This window comes from Actinomadura rudentiformis (genome assembly GCF_008923185.1).
Classification (GTDB): Bacteria; Actinomycetota; Actinomycetes; order Streptosporangiales; family Streptosporangiaceae; genus Spirillospora; species Spirillospora rudentiformis.
Map to the genome: position 1 here is coordinate 305220 of NZ_WBMT01000012.1, position 16730 is coordinate 321949.

Consider the following 16730-nt stretch of genomic DNA (forward strand, 5'->3'; position numbering starts at 1 on the left):
GGCGGGGACTCTGGGAGTCGTTCAGGAGAAGCGCCTGCGGAAGACGCGGTTGGAGAGGGGAACGGCGACGGCCAGGATGCCGCCCCACCAGAGGATCGCCAGCCACGCGTTGTTATGGACGGGCTGGTCGAGGAGCAGGGCGCGGACCGCGTCGATGACGGCGGTGACCGGCTGGTTGGCGACGAAGTGCCGCAGGCCCTCGGAGATCATGTCGGTGGGGGTGAAGACGTTGCTGGCGTACGGGAGGAACGCCAGGATCAGGCCCAGGCCGCTGGCGCCGTCGGCCGTCTTGGCGATCTGACCGAACAGGGCGGAGACCCAGGCGACGGAGACGGCGAAGAGAGCCATGATCGCCATGGCGAACAGCCACTGCAGCGGGTCGGCCTTGGGGCGGAAGCCGATGGCCAGGCCCAGGGCGATCACCACGGACAGGGCGATGGCGGCGCGCAGGACGGCGGCCATCACATGGCCGACGATGATGGAGGTGGTCATCATCGACATGGAGCGGAACCGGTCGACGAAGCCCTCCTGCATGTCCATGAAGACGCTCACGGTGGTCGACACCGCGATGAGCGTCACGCAGACGGCCATCACACCGGGGACCAGGAAGTTCGCGTACGAGCCCGCGTCGCGCGCGTCGATCGCGCCGCCCAGCATGTAGCGGAACAGCAACATCATCACTGTCGGGATGAGCACCGCCATCACGATCTCCTCCGGCTGGCGGAGGATGTGGTTGACGTAGCGGCGGGTGAGGACGGCCGAGTCGGTCATGGCGGCCGACAGCCAGGAGATCTGAGGGGTGCCGGCGGGCCGGTGGGTGACGGTGGTCATTTCTGCAGGATTCCTTCCGCCGGTGCCGGCTCCGGGGTTCGCTGGGTGAGTCTGAGGAACACGTCGTCGAGCGAGGGCTGGTCGAGGGAGAGGTTCGCGATCTCGGCCCCGGCGCGCTCGACCCGGTCCAGCGTCCAGATGAGGTGCTTGATGTCACTGGTGGCGAGGCTGAGCCGGCTCGCCTCGCGGTCCCAGTGCAGGCCCTCGTCGTCGACGAGGGCGCGTGCGGTCTGGAAGTCGGCGTCGGTGGCGAACTCGACCTGCATGCGTTCCGTGCCGACCCGCTCCTTCAGCTCGGTGGCGGTGCCGTGGGCGACGATCCGGCCGTCGTCGATGACCGCGACCCGGTCGGCGAGCTCGTCGGCCTCCTCCAGATACTGGGTGGTCAGCAGGATCGTCGAGCCGCCGTCGAGGAGCTCGCGGATGGCGTCCCACAGCACGTTGCGGCTGCGGGGGTCCAGGCCGGTGGTCGGCTCGTCGAGGAAGACGACGGGCGGCGAGGTGATGAGGCTGATCGCCAGGTCGAGCCGGCGGCGCATGCCACCGGAGTAGGTGTTGACCGGGCGGTCGGCGGCCTCGACCAGATCGAACTGCTCCAGCAGCTCGTCGGCGCGGCGTTTGGCGGCGGCGCGGCCGATGTGCTGGAGGCGCCCGAGCATGACCAGGTTCTCGCGGCCGGAGTGGACGTAGTCGAGCGCCATGAACTGGTTGACCAGGCCGATCGAGGAGCGCACCCGGCCCGGGTCGCGCGCCACGTCGAAGCCGTTGACGGTCGCCGTGCCGCCGCTCGGCGCGGTCAGCGTGGTCAGAATCTTCACCGTGGTGGTCTTGCCCGCGCCGTTCGGTCCCAGGAGCGCGAGCATGTCGCCGCGCTCGACCGTGAGGTTCACTCCCTTGAGGACCTCGCGTTCCCCATAGGATTTGCGGAGATCTGAAATCTCGATCGCGTGACTTCTCTGCACTTGTCGACCTCTCCCTGCTAGGTCTCGGGGGTTGGCGAGATCACCTTCTTTTCACTACGGAACGTTATTGAGTGCTCCGGAGCGTCGATACCCCTAGAGACCCTTGAAAGGGAGGGTCGAGGTCAGTTCATTCGCGGTACGCGGCGGCCATGGCGTGGAAGACCTCCTTGGGCTCCCACTGCACCTCGTCAAGCATCTTGACGACGCCGTAAGAACCCAGGTCGAGATCGCGACCGGGTTCGGGGTCGTGCGGGCGCGCGTACCCGGCGAACGTGAACCAGAACGCGGCGTCGACGCCCTCGGCCTCGTAGACCGCCAGCAGGTCGTTCAGGTAGCGGACCTGCTCTGACTCGTCACGGACCAGTTCCGGCGAGACCCGCGGCGTGCCGCCCGACCAGTCCGTGACGGCCCAGGCCATCCCGCCGCGGTCGGCGGCGCCCTGGTAGGCGCAGGTGCCGAACTCGGTCACCGCGACCGGTTTTCCGTGCTGGAAAAGGCCCCTGATCTCGTCCGAATAGGTGTCGGTGTTGTAAGAGGCGCGATAGGCGTCAACGGAGACGATGTCGAACGGCGTCCAGTCGATGAATTCCCAGGGTGCGGCGGCATAGGTGACCTTGCCGTGGAAACGTTCGCGGACGGCGGCGGTCGACTCGGCCAGGAACGCGCTCAACTTTTCCAGAACGGGACCCAGATTGCTCCAGTCCTCCATCGTGAAGGCGGACATTCCTTCGATCCGTTCCGAGGTGGTCGCGCCGGGCAGGAAACCCGGGGCGAACGCGCTCAGCTCGCAGCCGGTCACCAGCACGACCTCCGCGCCGCCCGCCCTGAGCGACTCGGCCCGTTCGGCGCAGTCGGCGAAATAGGGGAGCATGTCCGCGGCCGCCAGCTCGCACGGGAAGGGCGAGTACCAGATCTCCAGCCCGGCGGCGGCGGCGTGCTCGGCCGCGGCGGTCAGGCGCGCGGGGTCCCCGCCGGAGATCCGTACCGCCGAGCAGTGCAGTTCCTCGGCGATGACCCGCAGTTCGCGGCGGGCGAGCTCGGGGTCGAAACGCGGGCGGGTGTCGCCACCGTCGGGAAAGAAGCCGGTGTCGTAGTTGATGCCTTTGGCGCGCAACGGGCAGCTCCTGAGCGAAGGGAAGGGGGTCAGCGGCGGATGCCGACGAACAGGCCGCGCCCCGTCGGGCCGCCCGCCACATAGGTTGGTGTCCAGGATGCCTCGTCGAACGCGGTCTCGTACTCTCTCCGCGTGAAGAGCGAGACGATCGAGGTCTCCACGAAATGGTGCGCGCCGCCGTCGGCGTCCGCGACCAGATAGTGGACCTCCATGCGGGTGTTCCCCTCATGCCAGGAGGAGTGCGAGACCCGCGCCACCGAACGCCGCTCCGTCCGGGCCACGTCCGCCGCGACCCCCGGGTGGTAGGCCTCGGGGAACCACCACGGCTCGATGACCGCGACGCCGCCCGGCACCGTGTGCCGCGCCAGGCAGGTCATCGCCGCGCGCAGCTCGGACACGTCGGCCATGTGCCCGATCGAGCTGAACATGCAGGTCACGGCGTCGAATTTGGCGTCCCCGAGGTCGAAGTCACGCATGTCACCCAGATGGAACGGGACGTCCGGCAGCCGCCGCCGGGCGATGTCGAGCATGTCGGCCGACAGCTCCAGGCCCGCGACGCGGTCGAACTCCGTGCGGAAGTGGCCCAGGTGCAGCCCGGTCCCGCAGGCCACGTCCAGCAGCGAGGCGGCGTCCGGCCGGTGGGTCCGGATGAGGTCGATCACGAGGCGTGACTCGCCCGCGTAGTCCTTCCCCCGGCCCTCGTTGACGAGGTCGTAGATCTCGGCTTCCGTGCCCTCGTACATGCGATCTCACCCTGTCCGGTCACCCGGCCCGGCCCTTCCGGCCGGACCTTCCTGGTCGACGGTCTCCGGGCCGCCGGCGCGGCGTCGTGTGCCGGGCGGCCAGCTCCTGCAGTTGTGGAACGATCTCGTGCGGGCTCGGGGTGGCGGCCATCTCCTTGCGGAGCCGTCCGGCCGACTCGGCGAACCCGGGTTCGGTCAGCAGCCGCGACAGCTGCCGGGTCAGCGCCTCGGCGGTCAGCTCGCCGGCCTCCAGCACCAGCCCCGCGCCACGCTCGGCCAGCCGCCGCATCTCGTCTGCCTCGCCCCAGGTGTTGCCGGGCACGGCCAGTTGCGGAACGCCGTGCACCAGCGCGCCGCCGAGAACCCCGGTGCCGCCGTGGTGGACGACCGCCGAGCAGGTCGGCAGCAGCTCGTCGAGCGGAAAATAGTCGAAGAGCCGCACGTTGTCGGGCACGCGGGTGCCGGGCGGCAGCTGGTCGGCGCTCAGCGTCGCGACGACCTCGACGTCGAGCGAGGCGATCGCCTCCAGCAGCTCGGGAAGCGTGATGCGCTTGCCGACGCCTTCCCTGCCCTTGGCGCCGACGCTGCGCAGCGCCTCGCCGAGCGTGAGGCAGACGCGGGGGCGCCGGGGAGGCCTGCGCAGCCATACAGGGCGCGTGGCGGGGCCGGTGTAGGGGATGAAGCGCACGGAGCGGTAGTCCACGCCGGGCAGGGGCGGCCGCATCCATTCGGGCCGCGGGTCGAGGGTCGCGTGCGCGTCGACCATTTCGGCGTCGAACGCGTGGCCGTGGGGCGCCAGCTTGCCGCCCAGATAATCTGCGAGAGGGTCCGCGGGCGGGCTCTCCTCCCGCGCGGCGAGCTCGTGGAAGAGGCGCCACATGCGGGGCCAGTGGTCGGGCGCGTTCAGGATCCGGACGTGGGCGGCGCCGCAGACCTTGGCCACCACGGGGCCCGTAAAGGTGTGCGCGTCCCAGATCACCAGGTCGGGCCGCCACCGCCGCGCGAAGTCCAGCAGGTCGTCGAGGACGGCCTCGCCGGCCATGCGCTCGCAGATCACCGACGAGTAGGCGGCCAGGGCGCCTCGCACGTAGTCGAGCGTCAGCACCTCGGGCCGCGTCTCGGCGATGTCGTAGCCGAGGCCGTACGGGGTGGTCGTGCCGTCGTCCGGCATCGCCTCGGCGTCCATGCCGTCGCGGGGCCGGGGAAGGTCGAGCGGCTCGCCCACCGGGATGGCGGGCAGGCCCGACCGTCGCATGGTCGCGAGCAGGTTCGGCTGACTGGCGAAGACGACGTCATGGCCCGCCGCGCGCAATGCCCACGCCGTCGGGACCATATTGAAGAAATGTGAGGTCACGGCGATCGTCGTACAAAGGACTCGCATGACACCCCCGGGACCCTGAAAAACGGTCGGCTCATTGGCTCGTATTGCTCCGGATTGCCTCGGTGGCGTCACGCTAGCGTGGGGGACCGCTTTCAACATCCCCTATCTTTCGCTTCCGCCGTACCGCCAGGGGTGCCTAGGGGTGGGCGATATCGGGCCGTGCGCCGACCATGGGATCATGCGCGTTCTGTTCACGGTATTCGCGGCGAAGACACATTTCTTCAATCTGGTGCCGCTGGCTTGGGCGCTGCGCGCAGCCGGGCACGAGGTGCAGGTGGCCAGCCAGCCCGACCTCGCCGAGGCCATCACCCGCGCGGGCCTCACCGCCGTTCCGGTCGGGGAGCCGCTCAACATGGGCGGGGCCTCCGCCGGCGGGTCTGGCGGCGGGTCCATGACGCGGACGTTCGAGACGCTCGCCGGGGGCATGATCGACGACAGCGGGGAGCCGCCGACCTGGGATCGGGCGCTGGGCGCGTTCACCGTGGCGTGCTCGGTGGAGTACGAGTACTTCTCCGGCGGGCAGGTGCTGGACGACCTCGTCGAGTACGCCCGGCACTGGCGGCCGGACCTGGTGGTCTGGGACGCGCTGACGTTCAGCGGCGCCGTCGCGGCGAAGGCGTGCGGCGCGGCCCACGCGCGGACGCTCTTCGGCATCGACTACGTGCAGCAGATGTACGGCCATTACCTGCGGCTGCTGGAAGAGCAACCCGAAGAACGGCGCGACGACCCGGTGTCGGACTGGTTGCGCGGCCGTCTCTACCGTTTCGGATGCGACTTCGATGAGAGTTCGGCGCGGGAAATGCTCGCTGGTCAGTGGACCATCGACCCCACTTTTCCCGGAATGCAGCTTCCCCTGGACCTTCCCTACGTGCCGGTGCGGTACGTGCCTTACAACGGCCAGTCGGCCATCCCGGACTGGGTCCATCAGGATCCGGGCCGCCCGCGGGTGTGCCTGTCACTGGGAATGTCGGAGCGTTATCTCCCGGGCGGAGCCCAGGTCTCGATCGGCGGTGTGCTGGAGAGCCTGGCCGAGCTCGACATCGAGCTGGTCGCGACGCTGAACGCCGACCAGGTCGCGTCGGTGCCGTCGATGCCGCCCAACGTGCGCGCCGTCGCGTTCGTCCCGCTGTACGAGCTGCTGCCGACCTGTGCGGCGGTCGTGCACCACGGCGGATTCGGAACGCTCGGGAACGTGCTGGTCCACGGCCTGCCGAGCGTGACCGTCCCGGCCGCGTGGTGGGACGAGGACAGCCTCGGACGGCAGCTCGGCGCGCGCGGCGCCGGGATCTACCTCGCGCCGCAGGACGTCACCCCCGCCCGCCTGGCGCAGGCCGTCAGCCGGGTGCTGGACGAACCGTCGTTCCGGGACGGCGCGCTGCGGCTCCAGAGCGAGCTGCGGGCCACGCCAGGTCCTGGCGACCTCGTTCCCGAGCTGGAGGAATTGACCGAACGCCACCGCGTCCGCCGGCCGGTGCACGCCTGATCACGGGAGCACCGCGATGCGCGTCCTGTTCACTGTGTACGCGGCCAAGCCGCACTTCTACAACCTCGTCCCGATGGCGTGGGCGCTGCGCGCCGCCGGGCACGAGGTCGTCGTCGCCAGCCAGCCGGACCTCGTCCCGGCGATCACCCGGGTCGGCCTCACCGCCGTCCCGGTCGGCGATCCGCTCGACCTGGCGGGCTCGTTCCAGGCGTCGCCCGGGGACGACGGCCCGGCGGGCGGCGGCGGGTGGCAGCGCCTCAGCGGTGTCACCGAGACCCGGCCCGACAAGCTCACCTGGAACTACGTGCTGGGCACGTTCACCATTGCCTGCTCCATGGAGTACGAGCACGTCACGGGCGTGTCGATGGTCGACGACCTGGTCGATTTCGCCCGGTACTGGCAGCCGGACCTGGTGGTCTGGGACGCGCTCACGTTCGCGGGCCCGATCGCCGCCAGGGCGTGCGGCGCCGCGCACGCGCGCACGCTCTTCGGCATCGACTACCTGTCCAGGATGCTCGCCACCTACCGTCGTCTTCTGGCCGAGCAGCCGCCCGAGACACGCGACGACCCGGTCTCGGACTGGCTCACCGGCCGCCTGGCCCGCTACGGTCTGCCGTTCGAGCCGGACATGGTCACCGAGCTGATGACCGGCCAGTGGACCATCGACCCGACGCCCGGCTGGATGCAGCTCCCGCTGGAGATCCCGCACCTGCCCGTCCGCTACCTGCCGTTCAACGGCTCGGCCTCGGTGCCCTCCTGGGTGCACGAGACACCGGAACGCCCGCGGGTCTGCTTCTCGCTCGGCCTGTCCGGCCGTGAGCTGGTGGGCCGCGACAAGGTCGCCATCAGCCCCGATACCAGCGCCGACACCAGCGCCGAGGTCGCGATCGGCGACATTCTCACCGCGCTGGCCTCGCTGGACGTCGAGCTGGTCGCCACCCTCACCGCCGAGCAGCGCGCCGCCGTTCCCGACCTGCCGGCTAACGTGCGCGCGGTCGATTTCGTCCCGCTGAACGAGCTGCTGCCGAGCTGCGCCGCGATCGTCCACCACGGCGGCTTCGGCACCGTCGGCAACGTCGTCAACCACGGCGTGCCGAGCATCACGATCCCCGCGCCGTGGTGGGACGAGGAGGCGCTCGGCCGGCTGCTGGACGAGCGCGGCGCCGGAATCCTCATCGACCCGTCCGAGGCCACGCCGGCGGCGCTGCGCGACGGTGTCGCCCGCCTGCTCGCCGAGCCCTCGTTCGCCGTCGCCGCCACCGGTGTGCGCAGCGAGCTGCGGGCCGTCCCGACCCCGTACGAGGTCGTTCCGGAGATCGCACGGCTGACCGCTCACCACCAGAACCGACAGGGGAACCAGAGTTGACGGTAGACACGGCTTGCACGGAAGACACCGCTCACACCGAAACGCACGTGGCCAAGGTGACCGAGCTGCTGCTCCTCAAGGAGGAGGTGGCGCGCGGCCCGTCCGCCGAAGCCCAGCATGCCCGCGGCAAGCTCACGGTCCGCGAGCGCCTGGAACTCCTCTTCGATCGCGGGACCTTCCGCGAGATCGAGGGGCTCCGCCGGCACCGCGCCACCGGATTCGGCCTGGAGGACCGGCGTCCCTTCACCGACGGCGTGGTCACCGGCTGGGGCCGGGTCCACGGCCGCGAGGTGTTCGCCTACGCGCACGACTTCGGCATCTTCGGCGGCTCGCTCGGCGAGGCCCACGCCGCCAAGATCCACAAGCTGATGGACCTCGCCGAGTCCGCCGGCGCGCCCCTGGTCAGCCTGAACGACGGAGCGGGCGCCCGCATCCAGGAGGGCGTGACGGCGCTGGCGGGCTACGGTGGCATCTTCCGCCGCAACGTGCGTGCCTCCGGCGTCATCCCGCAGATCAGCATCGTGCTCGGCCCGTGCGCGGGCGGCGCCGCCTACTCGCCGGCCCTGACCGACTTCGTGTTCATGGTGCGAGGCATCGCCCAGATGTACGTGACCGGTCCCGACGTGGTCCGGGCCGTGACCGGCGAGGAGATCACCCACGAGGGCCTCGGCGGCGCCGACGTGCACGCCGCCGTCTCCGGAGTGGCCACGGTGGTGTGCGACAACGAGCACGAGTGCTTCGAGGAGGTCCGCTACCTCCTGTCGCTCCTGCCGTCCAACAACCGTGAGCTCCCGCCGGGCGCCGCGACCGCCGACCCGCCCGACCGCCGCAACGACGTGCTGCTGGACCTCGTCCCCGCGCAGCCCAACCAGTCGTACGACATGCGCGCGGTCATCGGCGAGATCGTGGACGACGGCGACTTCTTCGAGCTGCACGAGAGGTGGGCCACCAACATCATCTGCGCGTTCGCCCGGCTCGGCGGCGAGGTCGCCGGCATCATCGCGAACCAGCCCGCGTCACAGGCCGGGGTCCTTGACATCCACGCGTCCGAGAAGGCGGCGCGCTTCGTCCAGACCTGCGACGCCTTCAGCATCCCGCTGGTCACCCTCGTCGACGTGCCCGGTTTCCTGCCCGGCACAGGGCAGGAGCACGACGGCATCATCCGGCACGGCGCCAAGCTCCTCTACGCCTACTGCAACGCCACCGTGCCCCGCGTCCAGGTCATCCTCCGGAAGGCCTACGGCGGGGCCTACATCGTCATGGACTCCCGTTCGATCGGCTGCGACCTGTCCTTCGCGTGGCCCACCAACGAGATCGCCGTCATGGGCGCCGAGGGCGCGGCCAACATCGTCTTCCGCCGTGAGATCGCCGCCGCCCCCGACCCCGAGGCCGCCCGCGCACAGCGGATCAAGGAGTACCGGCAGGAGCTGATGCACCCCTACTACGCGGCCGAACGCGGCCTGGTGGACGACGTCATCGACCCGGCCGACACCCGCGCCATCCTCATCGACGCTCTGGCCACCCTCCGTGCCAAGCACGCGGCCCTCCCGTCCCGCAAGCACGGCAACCCGCCGGCATGAACATCACGGTCGTCCGCGGGTCGCCGAACGCCGAGGAACTCGCCGCCGTCACCGCCGTGCTCGTGGCCCTGAGCCGCCGGACCCTGACCCGGACCCGGGCCCGGGCCCGAGAGACCGTCTCACCGCGCCCGGCGAACTGGGGCCGGGGATACCGCGCTCCGGGCGCCTGGACTTCCATGAGGAATGGAGCAACACCCCGATGACAACCCTGACCACCTCCGCCTGGGTCCGCCGCTTCCATCCGGCGGACGATGCCGCCACGCGGCTGATCTGCTTCCCGCACGCGGGAGGATCGGCCACGTACTTTCACCCGGTGTCCCGGACGCTCTCCCCGGACGTGGACGTCCTCGCCATCCAGTACCCGGGCCGCCAGGACTGCCGCTTCGAGGCGTGCGTCGAGGACCTCTTCGAGATGGCCGACCTCGTCATCGAGGCGCTGCACCCGTGGCTGGATCGTCCCGTCTCACTCTTCGGCCACAGCATGGGCGCCACCATCGCCTACGAGGTGGCCCGGCGCCTCGAAGCCGGTGGCCACGCGCCCCTGGGCCTGTTCGCCTCCGGTCGCCGCGCGCCGTCCCGCCACCGCGACGAACGCGTGCATCGAGCCGACGACGACGGCATCGTCGCCGAACTCCTCCGCCTCGACGGCACCGACGCCCAGGTCCTCCACGACCCGGACCTGCGCCGGATGATCCTCCCTGCGGTCCGGGCCGACTACCGGGCCGCCGAGACCTACCGCTGCGTTCCCGGCTCCACGGTCGGCTGCCCCGTCATCGCCCTGGTCGGAGACGCCGACCCGCACGTGACGGTCGACGAGGCGAGCGGCTGGCGCGACCACACCACCGGGCCGTTCGACCTCAAGGTGTTCCCGGGCGAGCACTTCTACCTGAACGACCACGCCCCGGCAGTCATGAAGACCATCACCGACCACATCTCCGAGCCCATCGCTAAGCCCATCACCGAGCCCATCACCTAGGAGGCGGCATGCCCACGATCCCGTTCGGCCCCCTCCAGACCTGGTACCGCGTCACCGGCGACCTGGACTCGGGCAGACCCGCCCTCGTCGTCCTCCACGGAGGACCGGGCAGCACCCACGACTACCTGGCCAACCTCAAGGTCTTCGCCGACCACGGCTGGCCCGTCGTCCACTACGACCAGCTGGGCAACGGCGGCTCCAGCCACCTGCGCGACCGGGGCGCCGACTTCTGGACCGTGCCGCTCTTCCTGGCCGAACTGGACAACCTCCTGGCCCGCCTTGAGATCACCGACTACGTCCTCTTCGGCCACTCCTGGGGCGGCATGCTGGCAACAGCCCACGCCGCAGGGAATCCGCCCGGGCTGCGCGGTCTCATCATCGCCAATTCCCCGGCCTCCTACCAGCTGTGGCTTCAGGAGATGGACGTCCTGCGCGCGGATCTGCCTCCGGGCGTCGACGAGACCCTCCGCAGGCACGAGAAGGCCGGCACGACCGACAGCGACGAGTATTTCGCGGCGCTCAAGGTGTTCTACGAGAAGCACGTCTGCCGCCTCAAGCCCTGGCCCCGCGACTATTTGGCGTCGTTCTACGAGGTCTACAACGACCCCACGGTCTACTTCACCATGAACGGCCCCAGCGAGTTCCACGTCATCGGGACGTTGAAGGACTGGTCGGTCATCGACCTGTGCCCCAAGGTCATGGCGCCCACCCTGATCCTGTCCGGTCGCCATGACGAGGCCACTCCGGTGACCGTCCAGCCCTTCCAGGACCGCATCCCGGACGCCCGCTGGGAGATCTTCGAGGACTCCAGCCACACACCCCATCTGGAGGAGCCCGAGCTCTTCCAGAAGGTCGTCCTCGACCACCTCACGTCGCTCATCTGAACGCCGGTGCCCGTCTGGACGGGCACCGGCGTTCCGGGTGATGATCAGGCGTTCCGGGCGATGATCAGCGGCTCACCGGCACGCGGGTCAGAGCCTGGGTGACGGGTGACCTCATGCGGCGGACCGTCTCGCCGTCGCGGCGAAGGTCCGTGCCGCTGAGGGCCTCCAGCGCCGCCGCGGCCAGCCGGCGGGCGGCCGGGGCGGCGAAGGCGGCCGGGGAGTGCCCGGCCAGTGACAGGTGAGGCTTCCGCTCGCGGGTGATGTCGAAGGTATCTGGGTCGTGGAAGACATCGGGATCGTGGTTGGCGGCGTCGACGAGGACGACCAGCTGGTCGCCGGCCTCGACGGGCTGCCCGGCGACGGTCAGGTCCCGGGTGGCGATCCGGCTCTCCAGGCGGACCGGGGGCACATGGCGGAGGGTCTCCTCGACGGCGTCGGCGGCCAGGGAGACGTCCTCGTGGAGGGCCCGCCACTGGGCCGGATGGTCGAGGAGCGCCAGGACGGCGCCGCAGATGAGATTCGCGGTGATGTCCACCCCGACGGTGAAGGCGATCGTCCGGGCCTTGAACTCGTCGCCGTCCTCGTGCTCCAGGAGGGAGCGGAGTCCGTCGAAAGCCTTGATCATCCGCTGTGTCATGCCCAGTGTGGGCGGGCAGAGCAGGGCGTCCAGGAGCCCGGACGCCTCGGCGCACAGGGGGAGGGCACCGGCCCGGATTTCGGCGGGCAGCGCGTAGGCGTCTGCCAGAGCGTCGACGGTGGCCGGACGGGCGAAGTCCGTCATCAGGTCGAAGCCGTCGCCCGCCTCGCCGAGGACGCGGGAGAAGACCGCGACGGGGTCGTGGAACGTGGGCTGGGGCAGGCCGGTGTAGCCGGGGCCGTCCATGGCCAGGAGAGAGTCGTCCACGGTCAGGACGTGCTTCAGGGTGGCGGTGGCCTCGATGCCGAAGATGCGCTGGCGTGTCCCGCCTCGGCCGCCGGCCCTCCTCGAACGGGTCGTCCGGGCCTTCTCGGCGAGAGCGAGGGCCGGGTCGGCGAGGATCTCGGTCCCGGCGGCGTGGCAGGCGGTCACCCAGACGTCGGACTGGCTCTGGCGGAGCGCGGGGCGGCCCCGCATTCCAGGGAAGAGCCGGCGCGGTTCGACGCCCTGGTCGCGAAGGATCAGCGCGTAAGCGTCACCGCGGTTGCCGCGCATCCATTGGGTGCCGCGGGCGGCCAGCAGGTGCCGGGCGAGGTCGCTCTCCGTGCACAGCCGCGGATCTATCTGATGTTTGGTCATCTGGGAGTCCCCTCTCCAAATGGGGCGCACCTAGAATGCCCCAACCCTTTTTCTAGCGGCCGCCGAAGAACTGCGGCACCCCTGATTCGCCGCGTATGGGCCGCGTATGGACAGGGGGTCTTTAGGGGCTGTGGGACAAGGGGTCGGCGTGTGAATCTGGGCCTGTCATCGACCCGAGAAAATGAGCAGTGGCTGCGTACCGACAGGACGGTGGAAAGGCCATGACCACAGCCTTGGTTATCGGTGGGGGCGTCGCCGGGCCGGCGAGCGCGATTGCGCTGCAGAAGGCCGGGATCGAACCCATTCTCTACGAGGCGTACGACCGCGGCGCGGATGGGATCGGCCAGAATCTCGTCCTCGCCGTGAACGGTTACAGCGCCCTTCTCGAGCTGGGCGTGGGGCACCTGAAGCCGGGATTCGACATTCCGCGTTACCGGTTCCATCTCGGCAACGGCAAGCAGCTGTGCCAGGTGCTGAACGGCGATCCGCTGGAGGACGGCACCGCCGCGCACGCGATCACGCGTTCCGACCTTTACAAGGCACTCCGGGACGAGGCGATCGACCGGGGCATCGAACTCAACTTCGGCAAGAAGCTGGTCGACGCCAAGATCGAGAACGACGGGGTCACGGCGTACTTCTCCGACGGGAGCAGCGCGCGCGGTGACCTGCTCGTCGGCGCCGACGGCCTGCACTCGGTCACCCGCAAGCTCATCGATCCGCAGGAGCTGACGTTCCGCTACGGCGGGCTGTGGACCACCGGCGGCTACGCGACCGGGATCAACCCGCCCAGCCAGGCCGGGACCGAGTTCATGTACCTGGGCCGGCGGAGCTTCTTCTGCTACATCCCCGACCATGACGGGCGCATCTGGTGGTACGCCACGGTCACCCGGCCGCATGAGCCCACGCCGCAGGAGCTGTCGGAGATCACGCCGGAGGCGTGGCGGAAGACCCTGACCGACCTGTTCGGCGTGGACCGCAGCGCGGCGGTCGACATCATCAACGCCACCGAGGCGATCTGGCCGCCGCGCCCGATCCAGGACATCCCGCACGTGCCGAAGTGGCACAACGGGCGAATGATCATCATCGGCGACGCGTGCCACGCGGTCTCGCCGTCGGCGGGACAGGGCGTCTCGATGGCGATCGAGGACTCGCTGGTGCTGGCCAAGTGCCTGCGCGACATCCCCGACATCGCCGCGGCCTTCGACAAGTACGAGGAGATCCGGCGGCCGAGGGTCGAGAAGATCGTGGAGTTCGGCAAGGACTGCGGGCGGATGCTGGAGGTCCGCAACCAGGTGCGCCGGACGGGACGCGACGTGTTCGCGCGGTTCGCGTTCAACCAGAAGGCCGCCGAACGGGGGCACGAGAGCATGCGATGGCTCTACGACCACCGCATCAAGTGGGAGACCCCCGTCGGACGCGAGAGCGTCGGCGCCGGGGGATAGCGGACGCGGAAACGCCGCCGTCGGGAATCGGCGGCGGCGCCTTTCGCGTGCGGTGATCCCCTGCGGTGCCCGCGTGCGGTGCAGTTGTCGCTTCGATGCCGGGAGGCCTGCCATGCGCGTACTTTTCGCCGTGTACGCGGCGAAGACGCATTTCTACAACATGGTGCCGCTGGCCTGGGCGCTGCGCGCCGCGGGCCATGACGTGCGGGTCGCGAGCGAGCCGGCGCTGGTCCCCGCGATCACGCGGACCGGCCTCACCGCCGTTCCGGTGGGGGACGAGGCCGACACGCCCCGGGACGAGGCCACCAGCGGCACATCGTGGCGGGACCTCAACGCGGGCGTGACCGAGACCCGCCCCGAGGTTCTGACGTGGGACTACGTGCTCGGAACGTTCACCATCGCCTGCTCGATGCACTACGAGCACGCGACCGGTGGCCGGTCGATGCTGGACGACCTGGCGGGGTTCGCCCGCGACTGGCGGCCCGATCTGGTGGTCTGGGACGCGCTCACGTTCGCCGGGCCGGTCGCGGCCCAGGTGAGCGGCGCGGCGCAGGCCCGGATGTTGTTCGGCATCGACTACATCGGGCGGATGTACTGCGACTACGCCCGGCTGCTGGCCGAGCAGCCGCCGGAACGCCGTGACGACCCGATCGGCGACTGGCTGGCCGGCCGGCTGGCCCGGTTCGATACCGCGTACGAGCCCGGGCTGGCCACCGAGATGATGACGGGGCAGTGGACGATCGACCCGACCCCCTCGTTCATGCAGTTCCCGCTGGACCTGCCGTTCCGGCGAATGCGATACGTGCCCTACAACGGGCCCAGCGACGTTCCGGAGTGGGTGCGCGTGCGGCCGGAGAAGCCGCGGGTCTGCCTCACGCTCGGCATGACGGCGCGCGAGTCCCTCGGCGGCGACCTGTTCTCGGTCGCCGACATGCTGGAGGCCGTGGCCGAGCTCGACATCGAACTGGTCGCCACCCTCAACTCCGAGCAGATCGCCGAGATGCCGGTGCTGCCCGCCAACGTGCGGGTCGTGGACTTCGTGCCGCTGAACGACCTGCTGCCGAGCTGCTCGGCGATCATCCATCACGGCGGGTTCGGCACGCTGGGGAACGCGATGGTGCACGGCGTTCCCAACATCATCGCGCCTGGCCACTACTGGGACGAGGTCGGTTTCGGCCAGGCCCTGGAGGGCCGCGGCGCCGGGCTGATGCTCGACTACCGGCAGAAGGCGGGCGAGGGCCTGCGCAGCGGCCTCGACCTGGACGGGCTGCGCACGATGCTCGCCCGCGTCCTGGATGAACCGTCGTTCCGCGCGAACTCCGCGTTGATCCGCGAGGAGATCGAGGCGACGCCCAGCCCGCGCGACCTGGCCCGCGACCTGGAACGGCTGGCCGCCGGAGACCGCTAGACCGGCCCACACGGCACAAGACCCGGCCACCTTCCGGTGGCCGGGTCTTCGCTCGTGTGTGGTCAGACGATGTGGACCTCGGGGACGTAGATGATCCACTTGCCGCCGGCAGCGCGGAACGCCTCCTCCTTGGCCATGATCTCTTCGGCGTGGTTCCAGGCGAACAGCAGCGCGTAGTCGGGGTAGTCGTCGCTGAACGCCGCCGGTGGGCGCACCGGAATGTGGGCGCCGGGAGTCACCTTGCCGTGCTTGGACGGGGTGGTGTCGCAGACGAACGGGACCAGGTCCGGGCCGATGCCGCAGTAGTTGGTGACCGTTGAGCTCTTGGCGGTGGCCCCATAGCCGGCGACGCGCTTGCCGTCGGCGGCGAGCCTCTCCAGCAGCTCCCGCAGGTCGGTCCGGATCCGGGTGACGCGGTCCGCGAACGCGGCGAGCGTCGAAGGATCGGTCAGCCGGTCGTTCTCCTCGGCGGCGAGGAGCCTCGCCACGGCCGGGGTCACTGGAGCGCTTCCGGCGCGGCCGAGCGTGTAGCGGATCTGACCGCCGTGCACGGGAAGCCATTCGGCGTCCAGGAGCTCGAAGCCGAAGTGCCGGGCCATGCTCCGCACCGAGCCGACCGTGAAGAAGTAGAAGTGCTCGTCGTAGATCTGGTCGAAGCTGGTCCGGCCGATGATCTCGCCGAAGTAGGGGTCCTCGAAGACCAGCACCCCCTGTGGCGAGAGCAGCGCGTCGGCCCCCGCGATGACGGCTCCGATGTCGGGGATGTCGCAGATGGTGTTGGCGGCGTAGATGACGTCGGCGGGACCGTCCGAGGCCCTGACCTCGGCGGCGGACTCGGCGTCGAAGAACGCGCCGTGCGTGCGCACCCCGCCGACGCCGGTCGGTTCGAAGGCCAGATGGCGGACGCCCGCGTCGCGCACGGTCTGCAGCGTGACGCCGTCGTTGCAGCCGATCTCCACCATGAACGGGTCGGGACCGGTCAGCCGGTCGGCGAGGAAACGGCGCGCGGTCTCCTCGAAGTGCGCGCGCATCACCGTGGAGTTGGACGAGTGGTAGGGGTAGCCCTTGTGGAAGAGCTGCTCCGGCGGGATCTCCTCCAGCAGCTGCACCATGCCGCACGACTCGCAGGCGCCGATGGCCAGCCGGTAGAAGAACTCGTCGCCGACCTGCTCAGGCGTGATGAACGCCTGCGACAGGGGGTGGCGGCCGAAGTCGAAGAACTCGTGGACGGGGGCGCGGCAGACCCGGCAGTTCGACATGAGCAGGCATACTCCGGAAGTCGTG

The 16730-nt window shown here is 70.0% G+C and carries 15 protein-coding genes; 8 read left to right on the forward strand and 7 right to left on the reverse strand.

Annotated features, from left to right (window positions below; translation table 11 throughout):
* Positions 1-21: 21 nt before the first annotated feature.
* The 5 genes from F8566_RS26005 to F8566_RS26025 all read right to left on the reverse strand — a co-directional run bounded on the left by F8566_RS26005 (position 22) and on the right by F8566_RS26025 (position 5130).
* Positions 22-831 carry an ABC transporter permease gene (locus F8566_RS26005; protein WP_151564322.1) on the reverse strand — a complete coding sequence of 270 codons (810 nt, stop codon included), beginning with the start codon at positions 829-831 and terminating at the stop codon, positions 22-24.
* The gene (locus F8566_RS26010) at positions 828-1793 is read right to left on the reverse strand and encodes an ATP-binding cassette domain-containing protein (protein WP_151564323.1); all 966 of its coding nucleotides are present in this window, start codon (positions 1791-1793) and stop codon (positions 828-830) included. The genes F8566_RS26005 and F8566_RS26010 overlap by 4 nt, the downstream gene beginning before the upstream one ends.
* A 127-nt stretch (positions 1794-1920) precedes the next feature.
* Complete coding sequence (locus tag F8566_RS26015) at positions 1921-2907, reverse strand: hypothetical protein (protein ID WP_151564324.1); 987 nt, start codon at positions 2905-2907, stop codon at positions 1921-1923.
* A gap of 29 nt (positions 2908-2936) precedes the next feature.
* Positions 2937-3650, reverse strand: coding sequence for a class I SAM-dependent DNA methyltransferase (locus tag F8566_RS26020; protein ID WP_151564325.1), 714 nt, complete (start codon positions 3648-3650; stop codon positions 2937-2939).
* A gap of 19 nt (positions 3651-3669) precedes the next feature.
* Positions 3670-5130, reverse strand: a complete 1461-nt coding sequence (locus F8566_RS26025) for an activator-dependent family glycosyltransferase (RefSeq protein WP_449692484.1) — start codon at positions 5128-5130, stop codon at positions 3670-3672.
* Positions 5131-5209: 79 nt separating this feature from the next.
* Between F8566_RS26025 and F8566_RS26030 the strand changes: the two genes are divergently transcribed.
* From F8566_RS26030 to F8566_RS26055, 6 genes are read left to right on the forward strand one after another with little or no spacing between them, the layout of a single operon-like run.
* Positions 5210-6514, forward strand: a complete 1305-nt coding sequence (locus F8566_RS26030; protein ID WP_151564327.1) for an activator-dependent family glycosyltransferase — start codon at positions 5210-5212, stop codon at positions 6512-6514.
* A 16-nt stretch (positions 6515-6530) separates the two neighbouring features.
* Positions 6531-7880, forward strand: a complete 1350-nt coding sequence (locus tag F8566_RS26035) for an activator-dependent family glycosyltransferase (protein WP_151564328.1) — start codon at positions 6531-6533, stop codon at positions 7878-7880.
* 56 nt (positions 7881-7936) lie between these two features.
* Positions 7937-9460 carry an acyl-CoA carboxylase subunit beta gene (locus F8566_RS26040; RefSeq protein ID WP_225993539.1) on the forward strand — a complete coding sequence of 508 codons (1524 nt, stop codon included), beginning with the start codon at positions 7937-7939 and terminating at the stop codon, positions 9458-9460.
* A complete protein-coding gene (locus tag F8566_RS26045) occupies positions 9457-9663 on the forward strand; it encodes an acyl-CoA carboxylase subunit epsilon (RefSeq protein ID WP_151564330.1) in 207 nt (68 codons plus the stop codon). Before F8566_RS26040 ends, F8566_RS26045 begins: the two co-directional genes overlap by 4 nt.
* Entirely contained in the window at positions 9660-10436 is a 777-nt protein-coding gene (locus F8566_RS26050; RefSeq protein ID WP_151564331.1) for a thioesterase II family protein, read from the forward strand. Before F8566_RS26045 ends, F8566_RS26050 begins: the two co-directional genes overlap by 4 nt.
* Before the next feature lie 8 nt (positions 10437-10444).
* On the forward strand, positions 10445-11320 hold the full coding sequence (locus F8566_RS26055) for a proline iminopeptidase-family hydrolase (RefSeq protein WP_151564332.1): 876 nt from the start codon (positions 10445-10447) through the stop codon (positions 11318-11320).
* A 64-nt stretch (positions 11321-11384) separates the two neighbouring features.
* Here F8566_RS26055 and F8566_RS26060 read toward each other — a convergent pair whose 3' ends face one another.
* Positions 11385-12596: a cytochrome P450 family protein gene (locus F8566_RS26060; protein WP_151564333.1), complete on the reverse strand. Its 1212-nt coding sequence runs from the start codon at positions 12594-12596 to the stop codon at positions 11385-11387.
* 221 nt (positions 12597-12817) lie between these two features.
* Here F8566_RS26060 and F8566_RS26065 point away from each other — a divergent pair, with 221 nt between their 5' ends.
* Together F8566_RS26065 and F8566_RS26070 are read left to right on the forward strand one after the other, a co-directional pair.
* Positions 12818-14038, forward strand: coding sequence for an FAD-dependent oxidoreductase (locus F8566_RS26065; RefSeq protein WP_151564334.1), 1221 nt, complete (start codon positions 12818-12820; stop codon positions 14036-14038).
* Between the two features lie 112 nt (positions 14039-14150).
* Entirely contained in the window at positions 14151-15446 is a 1296-nt protein-coding gene (locus tag F8566_RS26070; protein WP_151564335.1) for an activator-dependent family glycosyltransferase, read from the forward strand.
* A gap of 62 nt (positions 15447-15508) precedes the next feature.
* Here F8566_RS26070 and F8566_RS26075 read toward each other — a convergent pair whose 3' ends face one another.
* Entirely contained in the window at positions 15509-16705 is a 1197-nt protein-coding gene (locus F8566_RS26075) for a class I SAM-dependent methyltransferase (protein ID WP_151564336.1), read from the reverse strand.
* Between the last annotated feature and the right edge of the window lie 25 nt (positions 16706-16730).

Coding starts and splice junctions, on each gene's coding strand:
- F8566_RS26005 (WP_151564322.1), bottom strand. CDS start 831: ATGACCACCGTCACCCACCGGCCCGCCGGCACCCCTCAGATCTCCTGG.
- F8566_RS26020 (WP_151564325.1), bottom strand. CDS start 3,650: ATGTACGAGGGCACGGAAGCCGAGATCTACGACCTCGTCAACGAGGGC.
- F8566_RS26025 (WP_449692484.1), bottom strand. CDS start 5,130: ATGTTGAAAGCGGTCCCCCACGCTAGCGTGACGCCACCGAGGCAATCC.
- F8566_RS26030 (WP_151564327.1), top strand. CDS start 5,210: ATGCGCGTTCTGTTCACGGTATTCGCGGCGAAGACACATTTCTTCAAT.
- F8566_RS26035 (WP_151564328.1), top strand. CDS start 6,531: ATGCGCGTCCTGTTCACTGTGTACGCGGCCAAGCCGCACTTCTACAAC.
- F8566_RS26045 (WP_151564330.1), top strand. CDS start 9,457: ATGAACATCACGGTCGTCCGCGGGTCGCCGAACGCCGAGGAACTCGCC.
- F8566_RS26050 (WP_151564331.1), top strand. CDS start 9,660: ATGACAACCCTGACCACCTCCGCCTGGGTCCGCCGCTTCCATCCGGCG.
- F8566_RS26055 (WP_151564332.1), top strand. CDS start 10,445: ATGCCCACGATCCCGTTCGGCCCCCTCCAGACCTGGTACCGCGTCACC.
- F8566_RS26060 (WP_151564333.1), bottom strand. CDS start 12,596: ATGACCAAACATCAGATAGATCCGCGGCTGTGCACGGAGAGCGACCTC.
- F8566_RS26065 (WP_151564334.1), top strand. CDS start 12,818: ATGACCACAGCCTTGGTTATCGGTGGGGGCGTCGCCGGGCCGGCGAGC.
- F8566_RS26070 (WP_151564335.1), top strand. CDS start 14,151: ATGCGCGTACTTTTCGCCGTGTACGCGGCGAAGACGCATTTCTACAAC.
- F8566_RS26075 (WP_151564336.1), bottom strand. CDS start 16,705: ATGTCGAACTGCCGGGTCTGCCGCGCCCCCGTCCACGAGTTCTTCGAC.